The 18592-nt window shown below is 41.8% G+C and carries 15 protein-coding genes; 12 read left to right on the top strand and 3 right to left on the bottom strand.

All coding sequences use genetic code 11. The features are described 5' to 3' along the window. The first annotated feature begins 1 nt into the window (after position 1). The 4 genes from IZT61_RS01745 to IZT61_RS01730 all read left to right on the top strand — a co-directional run bounded on the left by IZT61_RS01745 (position 2) and on the right by IZT61_RS01730 (position 4739). On the top strand, positions 2-2125 hold the full coding sequence (locus IZT61_RS01745; RefSeq protein ID WP_196099494.1) for a xanthine dehydrogenase family protein molybdopterin-binding subunit: 2124 nt from the start codon (positions 2-4) through the stop codon (positions 2123-2125). 651 nt (positions 2126-2776) lie between these two features. Continuing rightward, positions 2777-3460, top strand: coding sequence for a pseudouridine synthase (locus tag IZT61_RS01740; protein ID WP_196099493.1), 684 nt, complete (start codon positions 2777-2779; stop codon positions 3458-3460). A 39-nt stretch (positions 3461-3499) separates the two neighbouring features. Continuing rightward, positions 3500-4234: a hypothetical protein gene (locus IZT61_RS01735; protein ID WP_196099492.1), complete on the top strand. Its 735-nt coding sequence runs from the start codon at positions 3500-3502 to the stop codon at positions 4232-4234. 43 nt (positions 4235-4277) lie between these two features. Next, positions 4278-4739 carry a hypothetical protein gene (locus IZT61_RS01730; protein WP_196099491.1) on the top strand — a complete coding sequence of 154 codons (462 nt, stop codon included), beginning with the start codon at positions 4278-4280 and terminating at the stop codon, positions 4737-4739. Positions 4740-4875: 136 nt separating this feature from the next. Here IZT61_RS01730 and IZT61_RS01725 read toward each other — a convergent pair whose 3' ends face one another. From IZT61_RS01725 to IZT61_RS01715, 3 genes are all read right to left on the bottom strand, one after another. Continuing rightward, positions 4876-6243 carry an MATE family efflux transporter gene (locus IZT61_RS01725; protein ID WP_196099490.1) on the bottom strand — a complete coding sequence of 456 codons (1368 nt, stop codon included), beginning with the start codon at positions 6241-6243 and terminating at the stop codon, positions 4876-4878. 445 nt (positions 6244-6688) lie between these two features. After that, positions 6689-7321: an AlbA family DNA-binding domain-containing protein gene (locus IZT61_RS01720; protein ID WP_196099489.1), complete on the bottom strand. Its 633-nt coding sequence runs from the start codon at positions 7319-7321 to the stop codon at positions 6689-6691. 8 nt (positions 7322-7329) lie between these two features. Next, positions 7330-7815 (bottom strand): PaaI family thioesterase, encoded by a 486-nt coding sequence (locus IZT61_RS01715; RefSeq protein ID WP_196099488.1) that lies wholly within the window; start codon positions 7813-7815, stop codon positions 7330-7332. A gap of 80 nt (positions 7816-7895) precedes the next feature. Between IZT61_RS01715 and IZT61_RS01710 the strand changes: the two genes are divergently transcribed. The 8 genes from IZT61_RS01710 to IZT61_RS01675 all read left to right on the top strand — a co-directional run bounded on the left by IZT61_RS01710 (position 7896) and on the right by IZT61_RS01675 (position 18572). Next, positions 7896-8204 carry a phosphoribosylpyrophosphate synthetase gene (locus tag IZT61_RS01710; RefSeq protein ID WP_196099487.1) on the top strand — a complete coding sequence of 103 codons (309 nt, stop codon included), beginning with the start codon at positions 7896-7898 and terminating at the stop codon, positions 8202-8204. A 113-nt stretch (positions 8205-8317) separates the two neighbouring features. After that, on the top strand, positions 8318-8533 hold the full coding sequence (locus IZT61_RS01705) for a coproporphyrinogen III oxidase (protein WP_196099486.1): 216 nt from the start codon (positions 8318-8320) through the stop codon (positions 8531-8533). Positions 8534-8636: 103 nt separating this feature from the next. Next, positions 8637-9869: an MFS transporter gene (locus IZT61_RS01700; RefSeq protein ID WP_196099485.1), complete on the top strand. Its 1233-nt coding sequence runs from the start codon at positions 8637-8639 to the stop codon at positions 9867-9869. Positions 9870-10591: 722 nt separating this feature from the next. Further along, positions 10592-13180, top strand: coding sequence for a DNA gyrase subunit A (gene gyrA, locus IZT61_RS01695; protein WP_196099484.1), 2589 nt, complete (start codon positions 10592-10594; stop codon positions 13178-13180). Positions 13181-13205: 25 nt separating this feature from the next. Next, positions 13206-14294, top strand: coding sequence for a tetratricopeptide repeat protein (locus IZT61_RS01690; RefSeq protein WP_196099483.1), 1089 nt, complete (start codon positions 13206-13208; stop codon positions 14292-14294). Positions 14295-14386: 92 nt separating this feature from the next. After that, the gene (locus IZT61_RS01685; RefSeq protein WP_196099482.1) at positions 14387-15532 is read left to right on the top strand and encodes a tetratricopeptide repeat protein; all 1146 of its coding nucleotides are present in this window, start codon (positions 14387-14389) and stop codon (positions 15530-15532) included. Between the two features lie 489 nt (positions 15533-16021). After that, complete coding sequence (locus IZT61_RS01680; protein ID WP_196099481.1) at positions 16022-17758, top strand: sensor histidine kinase; 1737 nt, start codon at positions 16022-16024, stop codon at positions 17756-17758. A gap of 616 nt (positions 17759-18374) precedes the next feature. Continuing rightward, on the top strand, positions 18375-18572 hold the full coding sequence (locus tag IZT61_RS01675) for a DUF3606 domain-containing protein (RefSeq protein ID WP_196099480.1): 198 nt from the start codon (positions 18375-18377) through the stop codon (positions 18570-18572). The last annotated feature ends 20 nt before the right edge of the window (positions 18573-18592 follow it).

Below are 18592 nucleotides of genomic sequence, written 5' to 3'. Positions count from 1 at the left end.
CATGGAAAAAAGAGTTTTAAAAGATGAAAATGACCGTGTAGATGGAGTTTACAAGGTTACCGGAAAGGCAAAATATTTCGCAGAGTATGATTTGCCGGGCATCACCTACGCAGCGCTGGTTACAAGTAATATCACCAGGGGCAAAATTACTGCCCTCGATACAAAAGCCGCACAAAAGGCGCCGGGTGTAATTGCTGTGCTTTCACATTTAAATAAACCATCGACACCTGGATATGAGCAAGAAGGTGGTTCGCCAATGAAGATTTTTTATACCGATAAAATCTTTTATAACGGCCAGCCAATCGCCATTGTTGTTGCAAATACCTTTGAGCGTGCCACTCATGCCGCATCGTTGGTTAAGGCCACTTATGCCAAGGAAGACTTTAATACTAATTTCGAGAAAGCAGTGGTCGACCCGAAGGCAAAGAAGCTGCAGGGCCAGCCCGATTATAAACGCGGAATTGAGAACGCGTACCAAACAGCAGAAGTGAAAATAGAGGCAAAATATCACCTGCCTATCGAAACCCATAACCCAATGGAGTTAGCGGGTATAATTGCCGACTGGCGTGCCAATGATCAGTTAACGGTTTATGCTAAAACGCAGGGCGTTAAATCAACGCAAGGCACAATTGCAAACGTGTTTAAAATTCCGACAGAAAACATACAGGTTAATTCTGAATTTGTAGGCGGTGGTTTCGGAATGGGCCTGCGCACATGGCCGATGGAAATAGCAACCATTATGGCCTCAAAACACATTGGTAAGCCGGTAAAGCTGGTAATTACCCGCATGCAAATGTTTACTATGGTGGGCAACAGACCGGCAGCAATTCAAACGGTAGGTTTGGGCGCTAATAAAGATGGAACGCTCACCGGAATTACGCACCGTGCTTTCGGCGAAACATCCAGATATGAAAACTTTACCGAAGGCCTGGTAAATATGGCTAAGTTTATGTACCAGTGCGATAATGTAAACACGCAATATACTGTTGTTCCGGTCGATTTGGGGGTGCCGATCTGGATGCGGGGACCGGGCGAAGCCACGGGTGCGTTTGCACTGGAAAGTGCGATTGATGAAATGGCGCATGCGCTTAATATGGATCCGCTTGAGTTTCGGACAAAGAACGATCCCGAAAAGGATCAGCAGCGGAACAAGCCCTTTTCGGATAAGAATATAAAAGAAGCCTATCGTGTTGGCGCTCAAAAAATTGGGTGGCATGAGCGGAAGAATGAACCCGGCGCTTTGGCTAATGGCCAGTGGAAAACCGGATTTGGGGTAAGTGTAGGTGTTTTTAATGCAAATAGAGGCAGGGCGACTGTAAAGGGAATTTTAAAGGCAGATGGAACGTTGGTGCTGCAAAGTGCAACCAGCGATATCGGCCCGGGAACCGGAACGGGAATGACTTTGATAGCCAGCAAGATATTAAATATGCCCGGAGATAAAATCAGGTTCGAGCTGGGCGATTCCTCGCTGCCTCCGGCGCCAAGCCAGGGCGGCTCCGCTACACTTTCTACCGTCGGTTCTGCCGTAAATGATGTTTGCGTTGCATTAAAAGCCACGGTTGCCGAACTGGCGGCCAACTCAAACATGGACGCCACCTCGAATTTTGTCGACGTACTAAAGAAAAACAACCTGCCAGCTATCGAAGTAACCAAGCAAAGTCAGGCAGGCAAAGAACGCGAAGATTATTCGCTTTACTCATTTTCCATTCATTTTGTAAAAGTAAAGGTAAACAGCTTAACGGGTGTGGTTAAGGTTGATAAGATTGTTTCTGTTGGCGATTCGGGTACCATTGTGAGTCCGAAAACGGCACGCAGCCAAATGGTAGGCGGCGCTGTTGGCGGCGTGGGCATGGCCCTAACCGAAGAAGCAGTTGTCGATCACCGCTTTGGCAGATACATCAATAATAATTTTGCCGATTACCATGTGCCGGTAAATGCCGATATTCCGGAAATTGAGGTTCACTTTATCAACAAGCCCGACCCGTACATTAACCCAATGGGAGCGAAGGGCATGGGCGAAATTGCGTTGATCGGCTTCTCAGCAGCAGTTGCCAATGCGGTTTTTAATGCTACGGGAAAAAGAATCAGAACGTTGCCGATTACGCCAGATAAAATTTTGGCATAAAAATACTTCTTCGCGGGAGTGCTGAGTTTAAACTGGATTGAACTGTTTTTTTTGAATTGCCGTTGACTTTAGTCAACGGTTAAAAGGAATGCCAATGGGGGCTTCAGCCTTAATTATTGTGGTGAATTTTTTAATGTGTTTTTTTGGAAACGAATGATCAGTGCTTGTGGCGGACTGCAGTCCCGCTCCCGCTTCTGCTCCCAGCGGTGGTTCAGTGTTGATTGATCGGTAATGAACTGGGGAGCATCTCGCTTCGATCGGGTTTAAAAGCAAAGTTTGTTCAGGAAGCCCATTGCCGTTGACTTCAGTCAACGGTTAAAAGGAATGCCAATGGGGGCTTCAGCCTTAATTATTGTGGTGAATTTTTTAATGTGTTTTTTTGGAAACGAATGATCAATGCTTATGGCGGACTGCAGTCCCGCTCCCGCTTCTGCTCCCAGGGGTTGTTCAGTGCCGATTGATCGGTAATGAACTGGGGAGCATCTCGCTTCGATCGGGTTTAAAAACAAAGTTGGTTCAGGAAGTTCATCGCCGTTGGCTTCAGTCAACGGCTAAAAAGAATGCCAATGGTGGCTTTAGCCAAAAAATCGATACATTTTTTAAATTTAAGAAAAGCCTCGAACAAAAACCTATATCCCTTATCTTCGCGGCATGTTAGAGATTATTTATCAGGACGAGCATCTGATTGCAATTAACAAGCCCCACGGCTTATTAGTGCATCAATCGTCTATCGCCAGAGACGCTACCGAGTTTGCCTTGCAAATGTTGCGCAATCAGGTGGGCAAACATGTTAGTCCCGTGCATCGGCTCGACAGAAAGACTAGTGGGATTTTATTGTTTGCTTTCGATAAGGAGTCTGAAATTGCTATGCACCAGCAATTTATGAATGCAGAAACCGATAAAAAATACCTGGCGGTATTGCGGGGCTTTACCCCCGATGCGATGGATATCGACTATCCGCTTGTTAAGGAGAACGGCACCTTGCAGGATGCATTTACTTCGTTTACTACGTTGCAGAAAGCAGAAATTGATGTAGCTTTTGGTAAGCACTCCACATCAAGGTATTCGCTGGTTGAGGCCGTTCCCAAAACAGGACGGATGCACCAATTAAGGCGGCACTTTAGTCACATCCTTCATCCTATAATCGGCGACAGAACCCACGGTTGCAACAAGCAAAACAAGCTTTTCTTAACACAATGGAATATGTCGACCATGTTGTTGCATGCCTCCGAACTGCACTTTACTCATCCCAAAACTTCCGAACGAATTTGTCTCAAAGCCAATTTACATGATGAATTTAAAAGGGTAATGAGTTTTTTGAATATGCAACTCTAGCACAATTTTTGTCAACAAAATCAGTTTATAAAATCATCCATGAATAAATACATCCCTTTAGTTTTCCCTTTGTTGGCCCTTTTTGCCAGCAGTTGTTCTTCAGTTTACATGCCAAACGTTCCAAATACCCCAATGCTAAGCCAGCAAGGCGAATTTAGTGGTGGTGGACACATTTCTTTAAAAGGCAATGCAAGCATTAATGGTGCATACGCCGTATCTAATCACATCGGCGTTTTGTTTAGCGGTTCAACCATGAGCAGCGAGAGAAAAAGCAAAGACTTTGGCCACAAGTTGATTGAAATTGGCGGCGGTTACTACGACACCTTCGGCCCTGATGATAACAGGATTATAGAAATTTATGGTGGCGTTGGAAAGGGGTGGAGCGACATCACTTTTCGCGATTACAAAAACGACGTGTTGCTAAGCAGCGAACTTCAGGAGGTAGATTATCGCAAAGCCTTTTTACAAGTAAACTACAGTTCGAAAAAGAAAGATAATTTAAGGCTTTTCGGCAAAGATTTTCCGATAAATTATGGTACAGCACTGAGAATCAGTCATGTAAAAATGGATCGGTTCTTCATAAACGGCGTGGTGCAGCCCAAGGAAGATAATATTTTCTTCGAACCGGTTTTCTTTACCAGAATGGGATTAAATAAAAACCTTCAGCTCCAGTACACTACAAGCAGCAACATTGGGTTAAAAAACAGGGATTACATGACGGCGGGCAACTCGATTTTCACTATCGGTATAATTTTTAATGTAGGAGGAAAATAATTGGCAGAATGAAATGAAATGTTATTTTTGAAAAAAACAAAAAATGCGTTTCTCAAAACCAATACTTTTAGGATTAGCTAGCGTGCTGCTAATTCTAACCGCCAAACAATTACACGCCCAGAAGCAACGCGAATATGCGATACTAAATTCGGGGGATACTGTATTCTGTAAAATGACACGGTCTATTTTTGGAAATATTTCATATACCGTAAACGGAGGTGAGTCGATCAGGCTTCGCCCCGATGCCGTTAAAGAATATTTTTTTAGGAAAGACAAAACGCCTTTTGTCTCCAAGAAGTTGCCAAACGGCGATTTGGAGTTTTTAGCTTTACTTGAACGTGGTAAAATTAATCTATACGAATTAAGTTATCAAACTGCGGGTTCAGCCGGCGGCCCCGGTGGAGGCGGCTATATGGGCGGTTCTTCATGCTTTTATTATGTTCAAAAGAAAGATAGCGATTCGCTTTATTTAATCAAATCCACATCGCTTATAAATAAAAACTGACAGAAAGAAAGACGTGCATATTTTGCTGAGCTTATTGAAGATGATAAAGAATTACAAAATAAATTCCACGCAAAAAACAGTTATAGTTTCAAGAACCTAAGGCAAACGATAAATCTATACAACAAGCGTAACCACATTACACGCTAGGTAACTGCGCCAGAGCCCTTGTTTTATTTTGAAATCTTAAAAACAATAAGATAGACGCTGTTAGCAGGCCAAAGGTTAATCCGTACCAAATTCCGTTTGCGCCTAAGCCAAAATGAAAGCCCAATACGTAGCCCACCGGAATACCAACTACCCAATAGGCCAGGAAGGTGATTACCGTTGGAATATTCACGTCGCCCAGGCCCCGCAACACGCCTAAACCTACAACCTGCGTGCCATCAAAGAGTTGAAAAAAGCCGGCAATGATCAGTAGTTGAGCAGCTATTTCAATCACTTTTGTTTCAGAAGTATAAATGTAAGGCATCAAATTGTGCGCAGCAATAAACAGAACGGCAGTACAGCTCATAAACACCAGGATAACATGATAACTGGCAATTGCCGATTTGCGGAGATCGTCTAATCGGTTGCGGCCTAAATTGTTTCCCGTTTTAATGGTGGCTGCCGAAGCTACGCCGCTGGCAATCATATAAGTCATCGCTGCAAGACTAATTGCAATTTGGTGCGCCGCCTGTTCAATGGCGCCGATGGTTCCAATAAGCACCGCCGCACCGCTAAAAGCACTGATTTCGAACGAATATTGAAGCGCTACCGGAGCGCCGATCTTTACAATTTTAATCGTTCTTATTTTGTCGATAAACGTGGCCTTGAAACTAATGAGGTAATTTTTGAAATTTTCAGAGCGCAGCACATAGATGGCCATTACTGTGGCCATTAAAATCCTATCGATGAGTGTGCTCAGGCCCACGCCGCTAACGCCCATCGATTTTATGCCGAACATGCCCCGCACAAAAATAATCCCAAGAATAATATTTAGCACATTGCCCCAAATGGATATAAACATAGCCTGTTTGGTGAAGCCCAGCCCCTCGGCAAATTGCTTAAAGGTTTGGAAAATAAGTAATGGGATAATCGACACCGAGAGCAGCCCCAAATAAGGCTTGGCATAAAAAACCACTGCTGGCGACTGGTTTAGGTGATCGATGACGAGTAAAACACCAAAGTGAACAAGCACGTATAGAAACAAGCCTACCGAAATGTTGATGATTAAACTGTTGGATAAAAGTTTTCCGCATTCTTCGTAGTTCTGCCGACCGTTTTCTTGCGCAATAAGCGGAGTGAGGCCGTAAGAAATACCCAGCCCAATAACCAAAACGAGGATAAAAATACTATTGACCAACGACACTGCCGCAAGTTGTGTAGCATCGGTAAAATGTCCGACAATAACACTGTCGGCCATTTGAACCAGCGTATGGCCAATCTGCGAACCAACAATGGGTAGCGCCAGATGGAGATTTTCTTTATAATAAGGCTTGTATTTAGCGTAAATTCTGGAAAACATAGGGGTGCAAAGATCGTTTTTTTGAGGCTTAAAAAGTGATGCGATATTGAGTTAATTTTAAACAGTTCGCTTTCGGCTCCAGTCGCGAACTTTCCTATCGTGTGGACACATCTCCTTTGGCCCGTTCGTCATCCTTTGTCATGCTGAGGAACAGCCTGTCCCGATTTTTCGGGAAAGTATCTGTAACCTACTCTTACCGTCCTGGCCCACTCACTCGCCCTCGTTTGGCACTGCGGTTTTGACGTTCTGTGTTCCATAGCTTGGGGATTCTTCGTTGCACTCAGGATGACAGCGTTAAACCTATCTTCCCAACGCCTGTATTTTTTCAAAAAAGTGATTTCTTTATTGCTTACAGGAAACACCTTCCCGACGGAGGCAACAGATATCTCTCCCGATAAAAAAATCGGGATTCGATATGACGGGGGGCAATAACGGCAAGCTACTTCTACCAGCTAACCGCAGTAAAATACTCCTCCTTTTCGCTGGTGTGTGTTCTGATTACGTTGGCCAGAATTAAGCCCACAAGTATCTTCTGCGCCTTGCGGTACGAACAATGAAGTAACTTACTAAACCCCTTTAAGGTAATCTTTTCGTTTTGGGCCAAAAATTCCAATAACTTTTTCTCATTGTCAGAATACGATATCAGCACGCCATTATCTTTATGCTCACTTTTTAGAACCTCAATAATGATTTTGCTTGCCAGTACACTTTTATCGTGAATGCGGATATAAGCCCACCATTTTTTCTGATCGTCTAAAGCATAATGTGGTTTTGTATCGCTTTCGGGGATATTTGCCACCAGCACCAACTTATCATCAACATAAATTTCTTCAAACGAAGGTTCGATCGCAGGTTTGCAAAACTGGTGGGCAGCGGTTAGAATCATGTATTTTTCTTCCTCTTCCGATTTTACGCCCTTAATTGCACCATCGTCCGCAACACCAATCAGTAATTTGCCACCCTTATTATTGGCAAAGGCCACCAGGCTTTTGGCAATTTTTTCGGTGCTGGTAATCGTTTTCTTAAAATCGAGGTTAACACCTTCGCCCTGCAAAATAAGATTCTTGATACTTGGCATAACATATTTTAATAAGCAACTCTGGGTGTTTCTCCCTGATGCAGGTTTCTGATATATACTTCGTTCATTACAGTGGCGCAAAGTTCGCCCGTTGTATTGGTAATTTCCATGGGGTAGGCCTTCACAAATTTCCCGACCGTTCTTAATGCTTCCTCAGCCTCCGCTATCATTTCGTCGGTAAGCCTAATCGTGAAGTAAAGGTTCGTACGGCCCGGCTTTAAGTATTGAATTGAAGCACTTTTGAGCCAAACCCGAACCTTAAAGCCCCTTCGCTGCATCAGCTGATCAAATAGCAAGGCATAAAAAGGATCTGTTGCGGCATAAATGGTGCCACCAAAAATAGAACCGTTATAATTTTTGTTCAGGAAACTCTTGCTCAGCTTCACTGTGCAGCTTCTAAAATCATCTTCAAATCTCTGAACCCAGATGCGCTGAAAAAATAAGGGAGGATAAAATCGCATCACCCATTTAAGGGTATTTTGAGAAATAATCATATAGACTAATATCAGAAAGTTTTATCACCTTTTAAAGTTTTAACGCCCTTGTTTCCGTAATATTTTAGTAAATTAGATGCATGCATATTTTCGACACTGTTACGGCTGCCCTGGCCGATTTAGATAGCCGCGGCTATAACCTCGATTTTAATTTAACGCCTGATGCGCTGGAATGTAAGGAGATCGATTTACTTTTGATGCCCGAAGAATTTGAGATCGACGAAGTATACCGCTTTGAGGGGATGACCGATCCTGCAGACAGCTCGGTAGTGTACGCCATATCATCAAACGTGGGCAATTTAAAAGGTGTACTTGTTGATGCCTATGGCGCTTATGCAGAAAACGTATCGCCCGAGCTGCTCAACAAGCTGAAGATTCACCATGAATAGTAGTTTCTTATTTGTTAATCAGCGCTTTAACTACTCTTTTTTACGATTTAACCTAAAAAGTTAAAACCAAATGATTAAGAGGTTGTTAAGAGTTGAGATAACATTAAAAAACTATGAAAAAAATAATCTTAAGTCTTGCTTTTGCTGGCACATTGATGATTGCCACATCAGCATGCAATTCGTCGAAGAACATGGCTGGTTCTTCAGATAGTACAATGACGGATTCGACCGCTACAACGGCCCCGATGGATACTACATCGACCACAACGCCACCTGACACATCGAGAACGATGCCGCCAGATACAACAAAGAAAATGCCTCCTATGTAGGATCCGAAAGCCACTCAAGAACCAGAGTGGCTTTTATTTTTAAATTCTATTTTATTTATTTGTGCTTATTTGTACTTTCAGCACTTTAAACCAAATATTTGAAATGGAACCTTCCCAGCTAAAAGCCAAAAACCGCAATGTAATTTTCCTCGTTATTGTTGCCGCTCTAGGCTATTTTGTAGATATCTACGATCTTGTATTATTTTCGGTAGTTCGCGTCCAAAGTTTGGGTGAAATCGGTGTCTCCGCAAAAGACATGCAATCAGACGGTTTTCTCATTATCAATGCACAAATGTTTGGCCTTTTACTGGGCGGAATACTTTGGGGCGTACTCGGCGATAAACTCGGAAGGATAAAAGTGCTTTTCGGATCGATCCTTTTATATTCTTTGGCCAACATCGCCAACGGTTTTGTAACTACCGTTAACAGCTATGCAATAATCAGGTTTATTGCCGGGATTGGGCTTGCCGGAGAGCTAGGCGCCGGAATTACGCTTGTAGCCGAAACCATGGATAAAGAGAAAAGGGGCTATGGAACGATGATTGTTGGCGCTATCGGCCTTTTGGGGGCCGCAGTTGCAGCAACCGTTGCGTCGCATTACACCTGGCAAACATCTTATTTTGTAGGCGGCGGAATGGGGCTTGCCCTGCTGCTGCTTCGCGTTGGCACCTTCGAATCGGGCATGTTTAAGCACGCCGCCAAGTCCGAAATAGCCAAAGGAAACATCTTTATGCTTTTTAATAACAAGAAGCGGTTTCTAAAATACCTCTATTGCATCTTAATAGGCGTTCCCTTGTGGTTCGTAGTCGGAATTTTGGTTACGCTGGCGCCCGAATTTGGAAAGGCCCTTGGTGCAACCGAGCCCTTAAAAGCAGGTACCGGAATTATGTTTACTTACTTTGGCATTGCCATTGGCGATGTAGTTACCGGACTGTTGGCTCAGGTTTTGAAATCGAGAAAAAAAACGGTTTTCATCTTCCATTTGCTTTCCGTTATCAGCGTAGTGGTTTACTTAAGTAGTTTTGGCCTAAGTAGCAGCTCATTTATATGGATTTGTCTGTTTATGGGTTTCTCGGTAGGGTATTGGGCCACCTTTGTAACCATAGCCTCCGAGCAATTCGGAACCAACATCAGGGCTACCGTTACTACAACCGCACCCAACTTTGTTCGCGGCGCCCTGATTCCAATCACTTTCTTTTTTGAGTTTTTAGCAAGTAAGTACGATTTAATCACCGCCGGATATCTGGTAATGGGCGTGCTTACCTTAATTGCCATGTTCGGATTGAGCCAGCTCAAAGAAAGTTTTGATAAAGATTTAGATTATTTGGAAGAGTAATAGTCGAAATGTGTAAAGCGGCTGAATCCTAAACGATTTACGTTTTGGAGCGCTCCGTCTTTGCGAAATCAATTTTTCATCGATGGAAGCAATCTCATAGGAGATATTATTTAATCAAGAAGATTGCTTCCCCGAAAAGTCGGGACAGGCTGTACCTCGCTATAACGTAGTCCCTTTGGGCAATGACGACCGCCTTAAAAAACGGCATTCATATTAATGTTATGTAATAAATAAAAACTACCATTGACGTTATTTAGTAACTTATTGGATTACAATTACTTAATTATAGGTTGGCCAAATGAATGGAACGCCAACTACGAACGGTCGTCATTCCCAATTTAATTGGGAATCCTAAATCGAAAGAAAGACTTTAACTTGGCATTGTGATTCCCGCCTGCGCGGGAAAGACGGCAAGAAGATATAAACGTCATTCATATTGATTTTTATGCAATGAATTACTGCTCAGGATGACAGCGTTTAACCTGTCATCCTAGCTCCTTATGGTTTTTCTAAAACGGATCGCTAATGACGACGACAATTGACAAAAGTTAAAATCGCTAAAACTGTGCTTCAATCAGTTAAAAATAAAAAGAGGTTAAAAACGCTGTCCACAAGCGTAAAACTTTTCCACAATGCCTTAATTCGCTATATTTTTGTTAAATTCGCAAGGTTATAATAATACCTTTTTTAAATATCGTTTTAAACAACGAGGATAATAATTTATGGCAGAAGATTTAGAGAATCAGCAGAACGACAAAATCATTCAGATTAATATAGAAGAGCAAATGAAATCGGCCTACATTGACTATTCAATGTCGGTAATTGTATCAAGGGCCTTGCCTGACGTACGCGATGGATTAAAACCGGTACACCGCCGCGTTTTGTATGGTATGCTCGATCTAGGTGTAACCAGCAACAAACCACATAAAAAATCGGCCCGTATTGTGGGCGAGGTTTTAGGAAAGTACCACCCACATGGCGACTCATCGGTATATTTTACCATGGTTCGTATGGCCCAGGACTGGAGCTTACGCTACCCAATGGTAGATGGTCAGGGAAACTTTGGCCACATTGATGGCGATTCGCCGGCTGCAATGCGTTACACCGAGGCACGTTTTGCAAAAATTGCCGAAGAAATGCTTGCCGATATTAATAAGGATACGGTAGATTTTCAACTAAACTTTGATGATACGTTACAGGAACCTTCGGTTTTACCATCAAAAATTCCCAACCTTTTAGTAAACGGATCATCGGGTATTGCGGTGGGTATGGCTACCAACATGGCCCCTCACAACTTAACCGAAGTTATTGATGGTATTGTTAACTACATCGATAATAGAGAGATTACTATTGAAGAGTTAATGAAGTTTATTAAGGCGCCCGATTTTCCGACAGGTGGTATCATTTACGGATATACCGGTGTTAAAGAAGCCTTCGAAACTGGCCGTGGCCGTATTGTAATGCGTGCAAAGGCAGAAATCGAAAACATTAAAGATCGCGAAGTAATCATCGTTACCGAAATCCCTTACCAGGTAAACAAGGCGCAAATGATTGAGCGTACTGCTGAACTGGTTGGCGAGAAAAAGCTCGAAGGAATTTCTAACATTAAAGATGAATCGAACAAAGATGGTATTCGGATTGTGTACGAAATTAAACGCGATGCCAATGCATCGATCGTGCTCAACAACCTATATAAATATACGGCTTTGCAAACCTCTTTCAGTGTAAACAACATTGCATTGGTAAAAGGCAGGCCGCAAATGCTAAATCTGAAGGATTTAATTGTACATTTTGTTGATCACAGACATGATGTTGTTATCCGCCGTACGAAATATGAACTTGCCGAAGCCGAAAAGCGTGCGCATATTTTAGAAGGTTACCTTATTGCGTTAGATCACTTAGACGAAGTGATTAAACTAATCAGGGCTTCTGAAACACCAGATGAGGCTCGCATGGGCTTGATGGAGAAATTCGGGCTGAGCGATATTCAGGCACGTGCAATTTTGGATATGACGCTTCGTCGTTTAACAGGACTAGAGCGTGATAAGATTAAAGAGGAGTATGCTGAACTGATGAAAACCATCGATTATTTGAAATCTATTTTGGCAGATGAAGGTTTGCGTATGAAGATTATCAAAGATGAGCTTGAAGAAGTGAAGCAGAAATTTGGTGATGAGCGTAAAACTACCATTGTTCATTCTGCGGAAGATATGAGCATGGAAGATTTCATCGAAGATGAGGAAGTAGTCATTACTATCTCGCACGAAGGTTATGTGAAACGTACACCTGCAACCGAGTTTAGAGCGCAGGGCAGGGGCGGCAAGGGGTCGAAAGGTAGCACCTCGCGTAATGAGGATTTCATCGAGCACATGCTCGTGGCTTCTAACCACAACTATATGTTGTTCTTTACCGAGGCCGGAAGATGTTTCTGGTTAAGGGTTTACGAAATTCCCGAAGGCTCGCGTACCAGCAAGGGCAGGGCTATTCAGAACATTATCAATATTCCGAAAGAAGAAAAAATTAAGGCTTACATCAAAGTGAAGAACCTTAAAGATCAGGAGTATCTGGAGAACAATTTTATTATTATGTGTACTAAACAAGGTACAATCAAGAAAACTTCTCTCGAGGCTTATTCCCGTCCCCGTGTTAATGGTATAAATGCAATTAACATTAATGAAGGCGATGTTTTATTGGAAGCCTGCTTAACTGATGGCGAAAGCGAGATTGTAATGGCCTTACAATCGGGCAGGGCCATCCGATTTAACGAAAAAACGGTTCGCCCGATGGGTAGAACAGCCACTGGCGTGCGGGGTGTACGACTGGCACACGATAAGGATGAAGTTGTTGGCATGATTGCTGTAAACAATCCTGAAGTTACAGTGTTAGTAGTATCAGAAAAAGGATATGGAAAACGTACCGATATTGAAGATTATCGTGTAACAAACCGTGGCGGTAAGGGTGTAAAAACTATTAATGTTACTGAAAAAACAGGACAATTAGTTTCGATAAAAGGCGTTACAGACAGCGAAGATTTGATGATCATCAATCGCTCGGGAATTGTAATCAGAATTCCGGTAGCCGCTTTACGTGTAATGGGACGTGCCACGCAAGGCGTTCGATTGATATCGTTAAAAGGAGATGATGAAATTGCATCGGTTACTAAAATCGATCATGAGGAAGATGAAGAGGAAACGGTAGATTTGGAAGGCGTGCTGGTTACAGATGGGGAAGAGGTTGAAGCAGATACGACCGAGCCGGAAGAAACTGATGACGAAGCTGATACAGATGACGAAACCGAAGAAGAAAATTAATTAAATAAAGATTAGAATAAAAATTATGAAAAAAATATTTCTAGGTATAATGTTAGCAGGCGCAGCAAGCACTGCATTTGCTCAGAAAAGCGAGGTAGCCGACGCCAAGAAAGTTTGGAATGTGACGCAGTTTTTGCTTCAAAATCAAACCGGACCGTTAGAGAAAAAGTTAGAATCGATTAACACTGGTTTAGCACACACCGAAAAGGCAATTGCTGATGAGAAATCGAAAGTAATGCCCGAGGCATGGTCTTACCGTGCACTATTCGCATCAACTGCGGCGCTGTTAGATACCGTAAATATGGCCAATGCCAATGCCAACCTAAAAATTGCTCAGGATGCAATAGCGGAAGCAAAAAAGCTGGATACTAAAGGCGCCGAGAAAGACAATATCGCTTTAGCCGAAACTAATGTAACAAATGCGGTTAGAAACGGTGGCGTGCTTGCCTATAACAGGAAAGATTACAAAACTGCTTACGAGAAATTCGTTGCAGCTACTGTAATTAATCCACAAGATACTTCCATGTACTTAAATGCAGGTATCGCGGCCAGAAACATCGAAGATTATCCGGGGATGATTACCCAATTTAAAAAAGTGATTTCGTTAAATTCGCCGCAGTCGAAAGATTTGTATTCGGAAATTATTAGCACAGCGCTTGCAAAGCAAAAAGATACTACCGCCGCACTTGCTATTATTAAAGAAGCTACAGCGAAATTTCCTGACAATACAGACTGGATCAAAACTGAAACACAAATTTATATCGACAGGGGAGATGCTGCAAAATCAGAACAAATGCTTGTTGCTTTAGCTGCAAAAGAGCCAACAAACCCAAATTATCAGGTTTTGTTAGGTAACATTTATTTTTCGCAGGCACTTGCTTTGCAAAAAGATCGCAATAAAATCGACTCTAAAAAAGTTAAGGAATTTAATGAAGTTACTACAAAAATGAATGCCATGTTGGATAAGGCTTTGCCCTTTTATCAAAAAGCACTCGAATTAGATTCGAAAAACCAGGGTGCTTTGGAAACTTTAAAAACCATATACGCCTTTAGAAACGACACCAAAAATTACGAAGACATTAAAAAACGTTTAGACGCGCTTCCTAAGCAATAAACACCGATCTAAAAAAAAGAGTCCTGATTTTATCGGGACTCTTTTTTTTTGTTTAATTTTATGGTTTTAATAACTGTACCAAATTCTTTCCTATGCAATACCGCTTTAAAATATTACTTGTTACGCTCGTTTTTTTGTCTGTTAATGCTGTGGCCCAAAAAAGCCAGATCCTTATTGCCAGAAACTCGGTTGGTAAATTACAAGCGTCAATTGCCAATAAAGAAGAGCCGAAAAAACAATTAGAGCTCATTTCCGAAGGCTTAAAGGCGATAGAATCGGCAGAGAAAGATAATAAGACCAAAAAATGGTCGGAAACCTGGTCTATTAAGGCATATTTAACATCTTTTGCTTCGTTGATAGATACTGATCCCAACAATTCAAACAAATATTACGATTCGGCAGTAGATGCGGTTAAGCAGGCGAAAAAACTGGATAAGTACGATGATAACTCAGGACTAATCAAGGCGTCGAATCATAACATTTTGATTAAGAAGCAATACAAAGGCAACGAGGCTTATTTTGCGAACGATTTTAATGAAGCATTTACTGATCTTAAGGAGGTAAGCGACAGTTTTCCGGCCGATACGGCTTTGGCCTTAAATACTGCAATATGCGCCCTGAACATTCAATCGTACGATGAAGCACTGAATTATTTTAAACGGGCCAAAGAAAATGGAATCAGAAATCCGTCAGTTTATCAGAAAATGGCACAAATGTACATTGTTAAATCTGACAACGAAGCAGCAATAAAAACGCTGGAAGATGGTTTGCTGCTTAATCCGTACAATCGTTTTTTGACTAACGATTACATCAATTTATTGCTCGACACCGAGAATTTCACGAAAGCACAGGGATTGATCGAAAAAAACCTGAAGTTAGAAAGAAACAGCAAGCTTCTGTATTTTCTGTACGGCTACATACAGCAGGCTGGCGGCAACAATGCAACGGCAATATTGGCTTATGATAAAGCCCTGGCATCTGATCAGAATTATTTCGATGCACTATATCAACTTAGTTTGGCGTACTTAAATACCGCCAATGAAACGCTGCGAAAAAATCAAGCTGATAAGGCCGTTCAATTTACCGGCCTGGTTGATAAGGCACAGTTTGCGCTACAGCGTGCAAATGAAATTAATCCAAACGACAAGAAAACCGTTCAGCTTCTCATCGATATCTATTCTAAAAAGAACGAAACCGACAAAATTGAAGAGCTTAACCGCCGGTTAAGAGAAATGTAAAAATCAGCGAGAATTTGGTGAGAGGCGAGGTGTTTAAAAAGTCAACTTAACATAATATTAATTATAGGACAAAACGGTTAACGGAACTGCACAAAGAAACGAACTTCGAATACCGTTTGTCAGCTATAATAATATTATGTCGGCACTCCGCGAAAAGCTGCGTTTGCCCTGCGCAGTAACACCGACAGAAAATGATGAACAGCATATAAATCTCAAATCTGTAAACCACTGTGAAGAATAAGTCGCAAAGCTGGCTGTCCGTCAACTCATTCGTATTTATTTGTCCCTGGAATGATCTTTTTTAAAGGCAAACAGAAACTGTCTTTTGGAAGAAATGCGAAACATGTTGATAATTGCAGGTTTATAGATTATATTTGAGAAAAGCCATTATTCCTATTTATGCTTGATCCATCTAATGTCCTACGAAGCGCTTTTCTCAAACATATACAAGATCCTGTAGCTGTTTTTGATACCTTTCCCAAATTAAAAATGCTGGAGTGTAATCAGCAGTTTAAAGCGCTGTTAAACCGGCTGTCTGGCGGGCAATCAGTTGAAAATGAGCCTTTTTTGGGACTGTTCAATCAAATTGAATATCAAAAGTTTGAACTCGAAATAGCGGCAGCCGTTAAGGATAACGAAAAAGCATCTTTCAAAACCAACTTAAACGGCGTTCAGCCAAATGAATATTGGGAAGTAGATATGACGCCGATAGCTTTTGAAGCGTCAGAATCGACTACGATGGTAATTTGCTCGTTCAAAAAGACAGATGACCGCATTCACGATTTAATTTCGGAGTTGCTAGAAAGAGAAACCAAATTCAGAAACTTTTTTGATCAGGCCCCGGTCGGGATGTGCGTTTTAAAGGGCACGGAACTTACCACCGAATATGCCAATGAAAACATGCTGAATTTGTGGGGTAAAACAAGAGACGAAATCATAAACAAGCCTCAGGAAATTGTTCATGCAGAACTGGCTGACCGGGAAGATATTCTAACTAAAGTGAGGAGCATTTTCTCTACCGGTCAGCAGTTAACCTTAAACGAACTACAGTTTTCGACCTCTGCAGGCGACGCCTATCTAACCGCCATATATCAACCACTCAAAGACGAAACGGGAACAGTTACCAGCATCTTCGTTATTGTCAACGACATCACCGAGCAGGTAAACTTCAGAAAGGAGTTGCTGAAAGCTAAAGATATTTTAAAGCTGGCCATGGATGCTTCGGGCATGGGTTCGTGGAATGTCGATTTGAACAGTAAGCGGTGTTTTTTATCTGAAAGAGCACAAGAAATTTATACGCTCGACCATAACAATTTGAGCATAAGCGAAGCAAAGTCGCTTGTGATGGAACGAGATATGGAAACGGTAAGTCAGTCCATTAGAAAAGCATTGCACCATCAAACTTCGTTCAACATTGAGTACGAAATCAGGATTGATGGTACGCGGCATACCAAGTGGTTACGATCGACTGGTAAGGCTTACTACGATCCCGACGGAAAACCAATTTACATCGCAGGAGCCGTACTGGATATTACTGCAGTTAAGCAAAATGAACTCAGGAAGAACGATTTTATCAGCATGGTGAGCCACGAACTGCGAACGCCATTAACCTCATTAAGTGCTTACATTCAGCTGCTGCAATACAAACTCAAAGACGGAAAGGACGCTTATGCTGTTGATACCCTTAACAAAGTTGGCATTCAACTTAAGCGCATGTCGCTAATGATTGATGGCTTCCTCAATGTTTCATTGTTAGAGGCGGGAAAGATTTATCTGAACAAGGTGCAATTTAACCTGATGGAGCTGATTGAGGTTATCGCTGAAGAAAACAGGATTATTTTGCCGAGTCATTTTATCCAGGTTGTAGGCGAATGTGATGTAATGGTGAATGCTGATAAGGAAAAAATCGGAAATGTATTGAACAATCTGATCGGAAATGCCGCCAAGTACTCAAAAAAGGAATCGTTGATTGCAATAAAGTGCGAAACGAATGACAACGAAGTGATTGTTAGTATTGAAGATGAAGGAATTGGCATCAAGGCCAGCGACCTCGACAAATTGTTTGATCGTTTTTACCGGGTTGATAGCCCTGACACAAAAACCATTTCGGGCTTTGGCGTCGGTCTGTACATCTGCGCCGAACTCATTAATCAACACGGTGGAAAAATTTGGGTGGAAAGTGAATTGAAACAAGGCTCCACATTTTATTTCAGTTTACCTTTATAAAAAAAAATGCAGAATTGACAGTTCTGCATTTTTTTAATCATAACTAAGACTATCTACTAAACAGTAAAGTAGATAATGAATTTTGCGACCACCAATCGCAAGATTCTGGCATCATAGTTCAATCCTGACTGATATGACACCGTTCCCGTGTTAAAGGTTTAACTTTCGTAAACCTATAATGAAACAAAGGTAACGCTATGTTATTGGGCAAAGAAGCAAAGTAGATAAGCTCAGATAAAAAATAGATTAATTTAAATATTCGATGGATATCGGTAGTGATTCGACTTAATGCCACTCCCCTGTCGCAACTTTCTGTTCCACATTACTCGGTCATTCCGTCATCTGTCCCGAAGCTTTGGGATCAGGATCTTTACATCGTTACTGCCCAATATCTAAGATGCTGAAATAAATTCAGCAAGACGACCTTTGATGTTAAGCCAATCGATGAAACCAATAGAGAAAGTTCAGGACCTCAATTCAGCATTTTAAATTCGATTTACGGATGCTTACTTCATGACCGCGACCCCTACTCTATTTTTAATCGCAAATAAATAGCGATTTGTAAAACCAAATGTCCGGGAATGTTGTTTCACAAAGTGAACTAAACATCCTGATCATGAATTTGAATTCATTTTACGTACAAAACGACGAAATTATCCTTTTATCTGAAGAATCTGATAGAAACTATTGGTGCGATCGACTTGGTGTGAGCCATGAGGTTCTGAAATCGGCGGTGCGTGCCACAAAAAGTATTACTTTAAGCCAAATTGCCGCGTATTTAAACGAAAAAATAGGCGATAAAAAGGTCGCGTAACTTCAGCCTGTCAATTTAAA

Source organism: Pedobacter endophyticus, from assembly GCF_015679185.1.
In the GTDB taxonomy this organism is placed as follows: Bacteria; Bacteroidota; Bacteroidia; order Sphingobacteriales; family Sphingobacteriaceae; genus Pedobacter; species Pedobacter endophyticus.
This window is presented reverse-complemented; position numbering and strand designations above follow the sequence as displayed.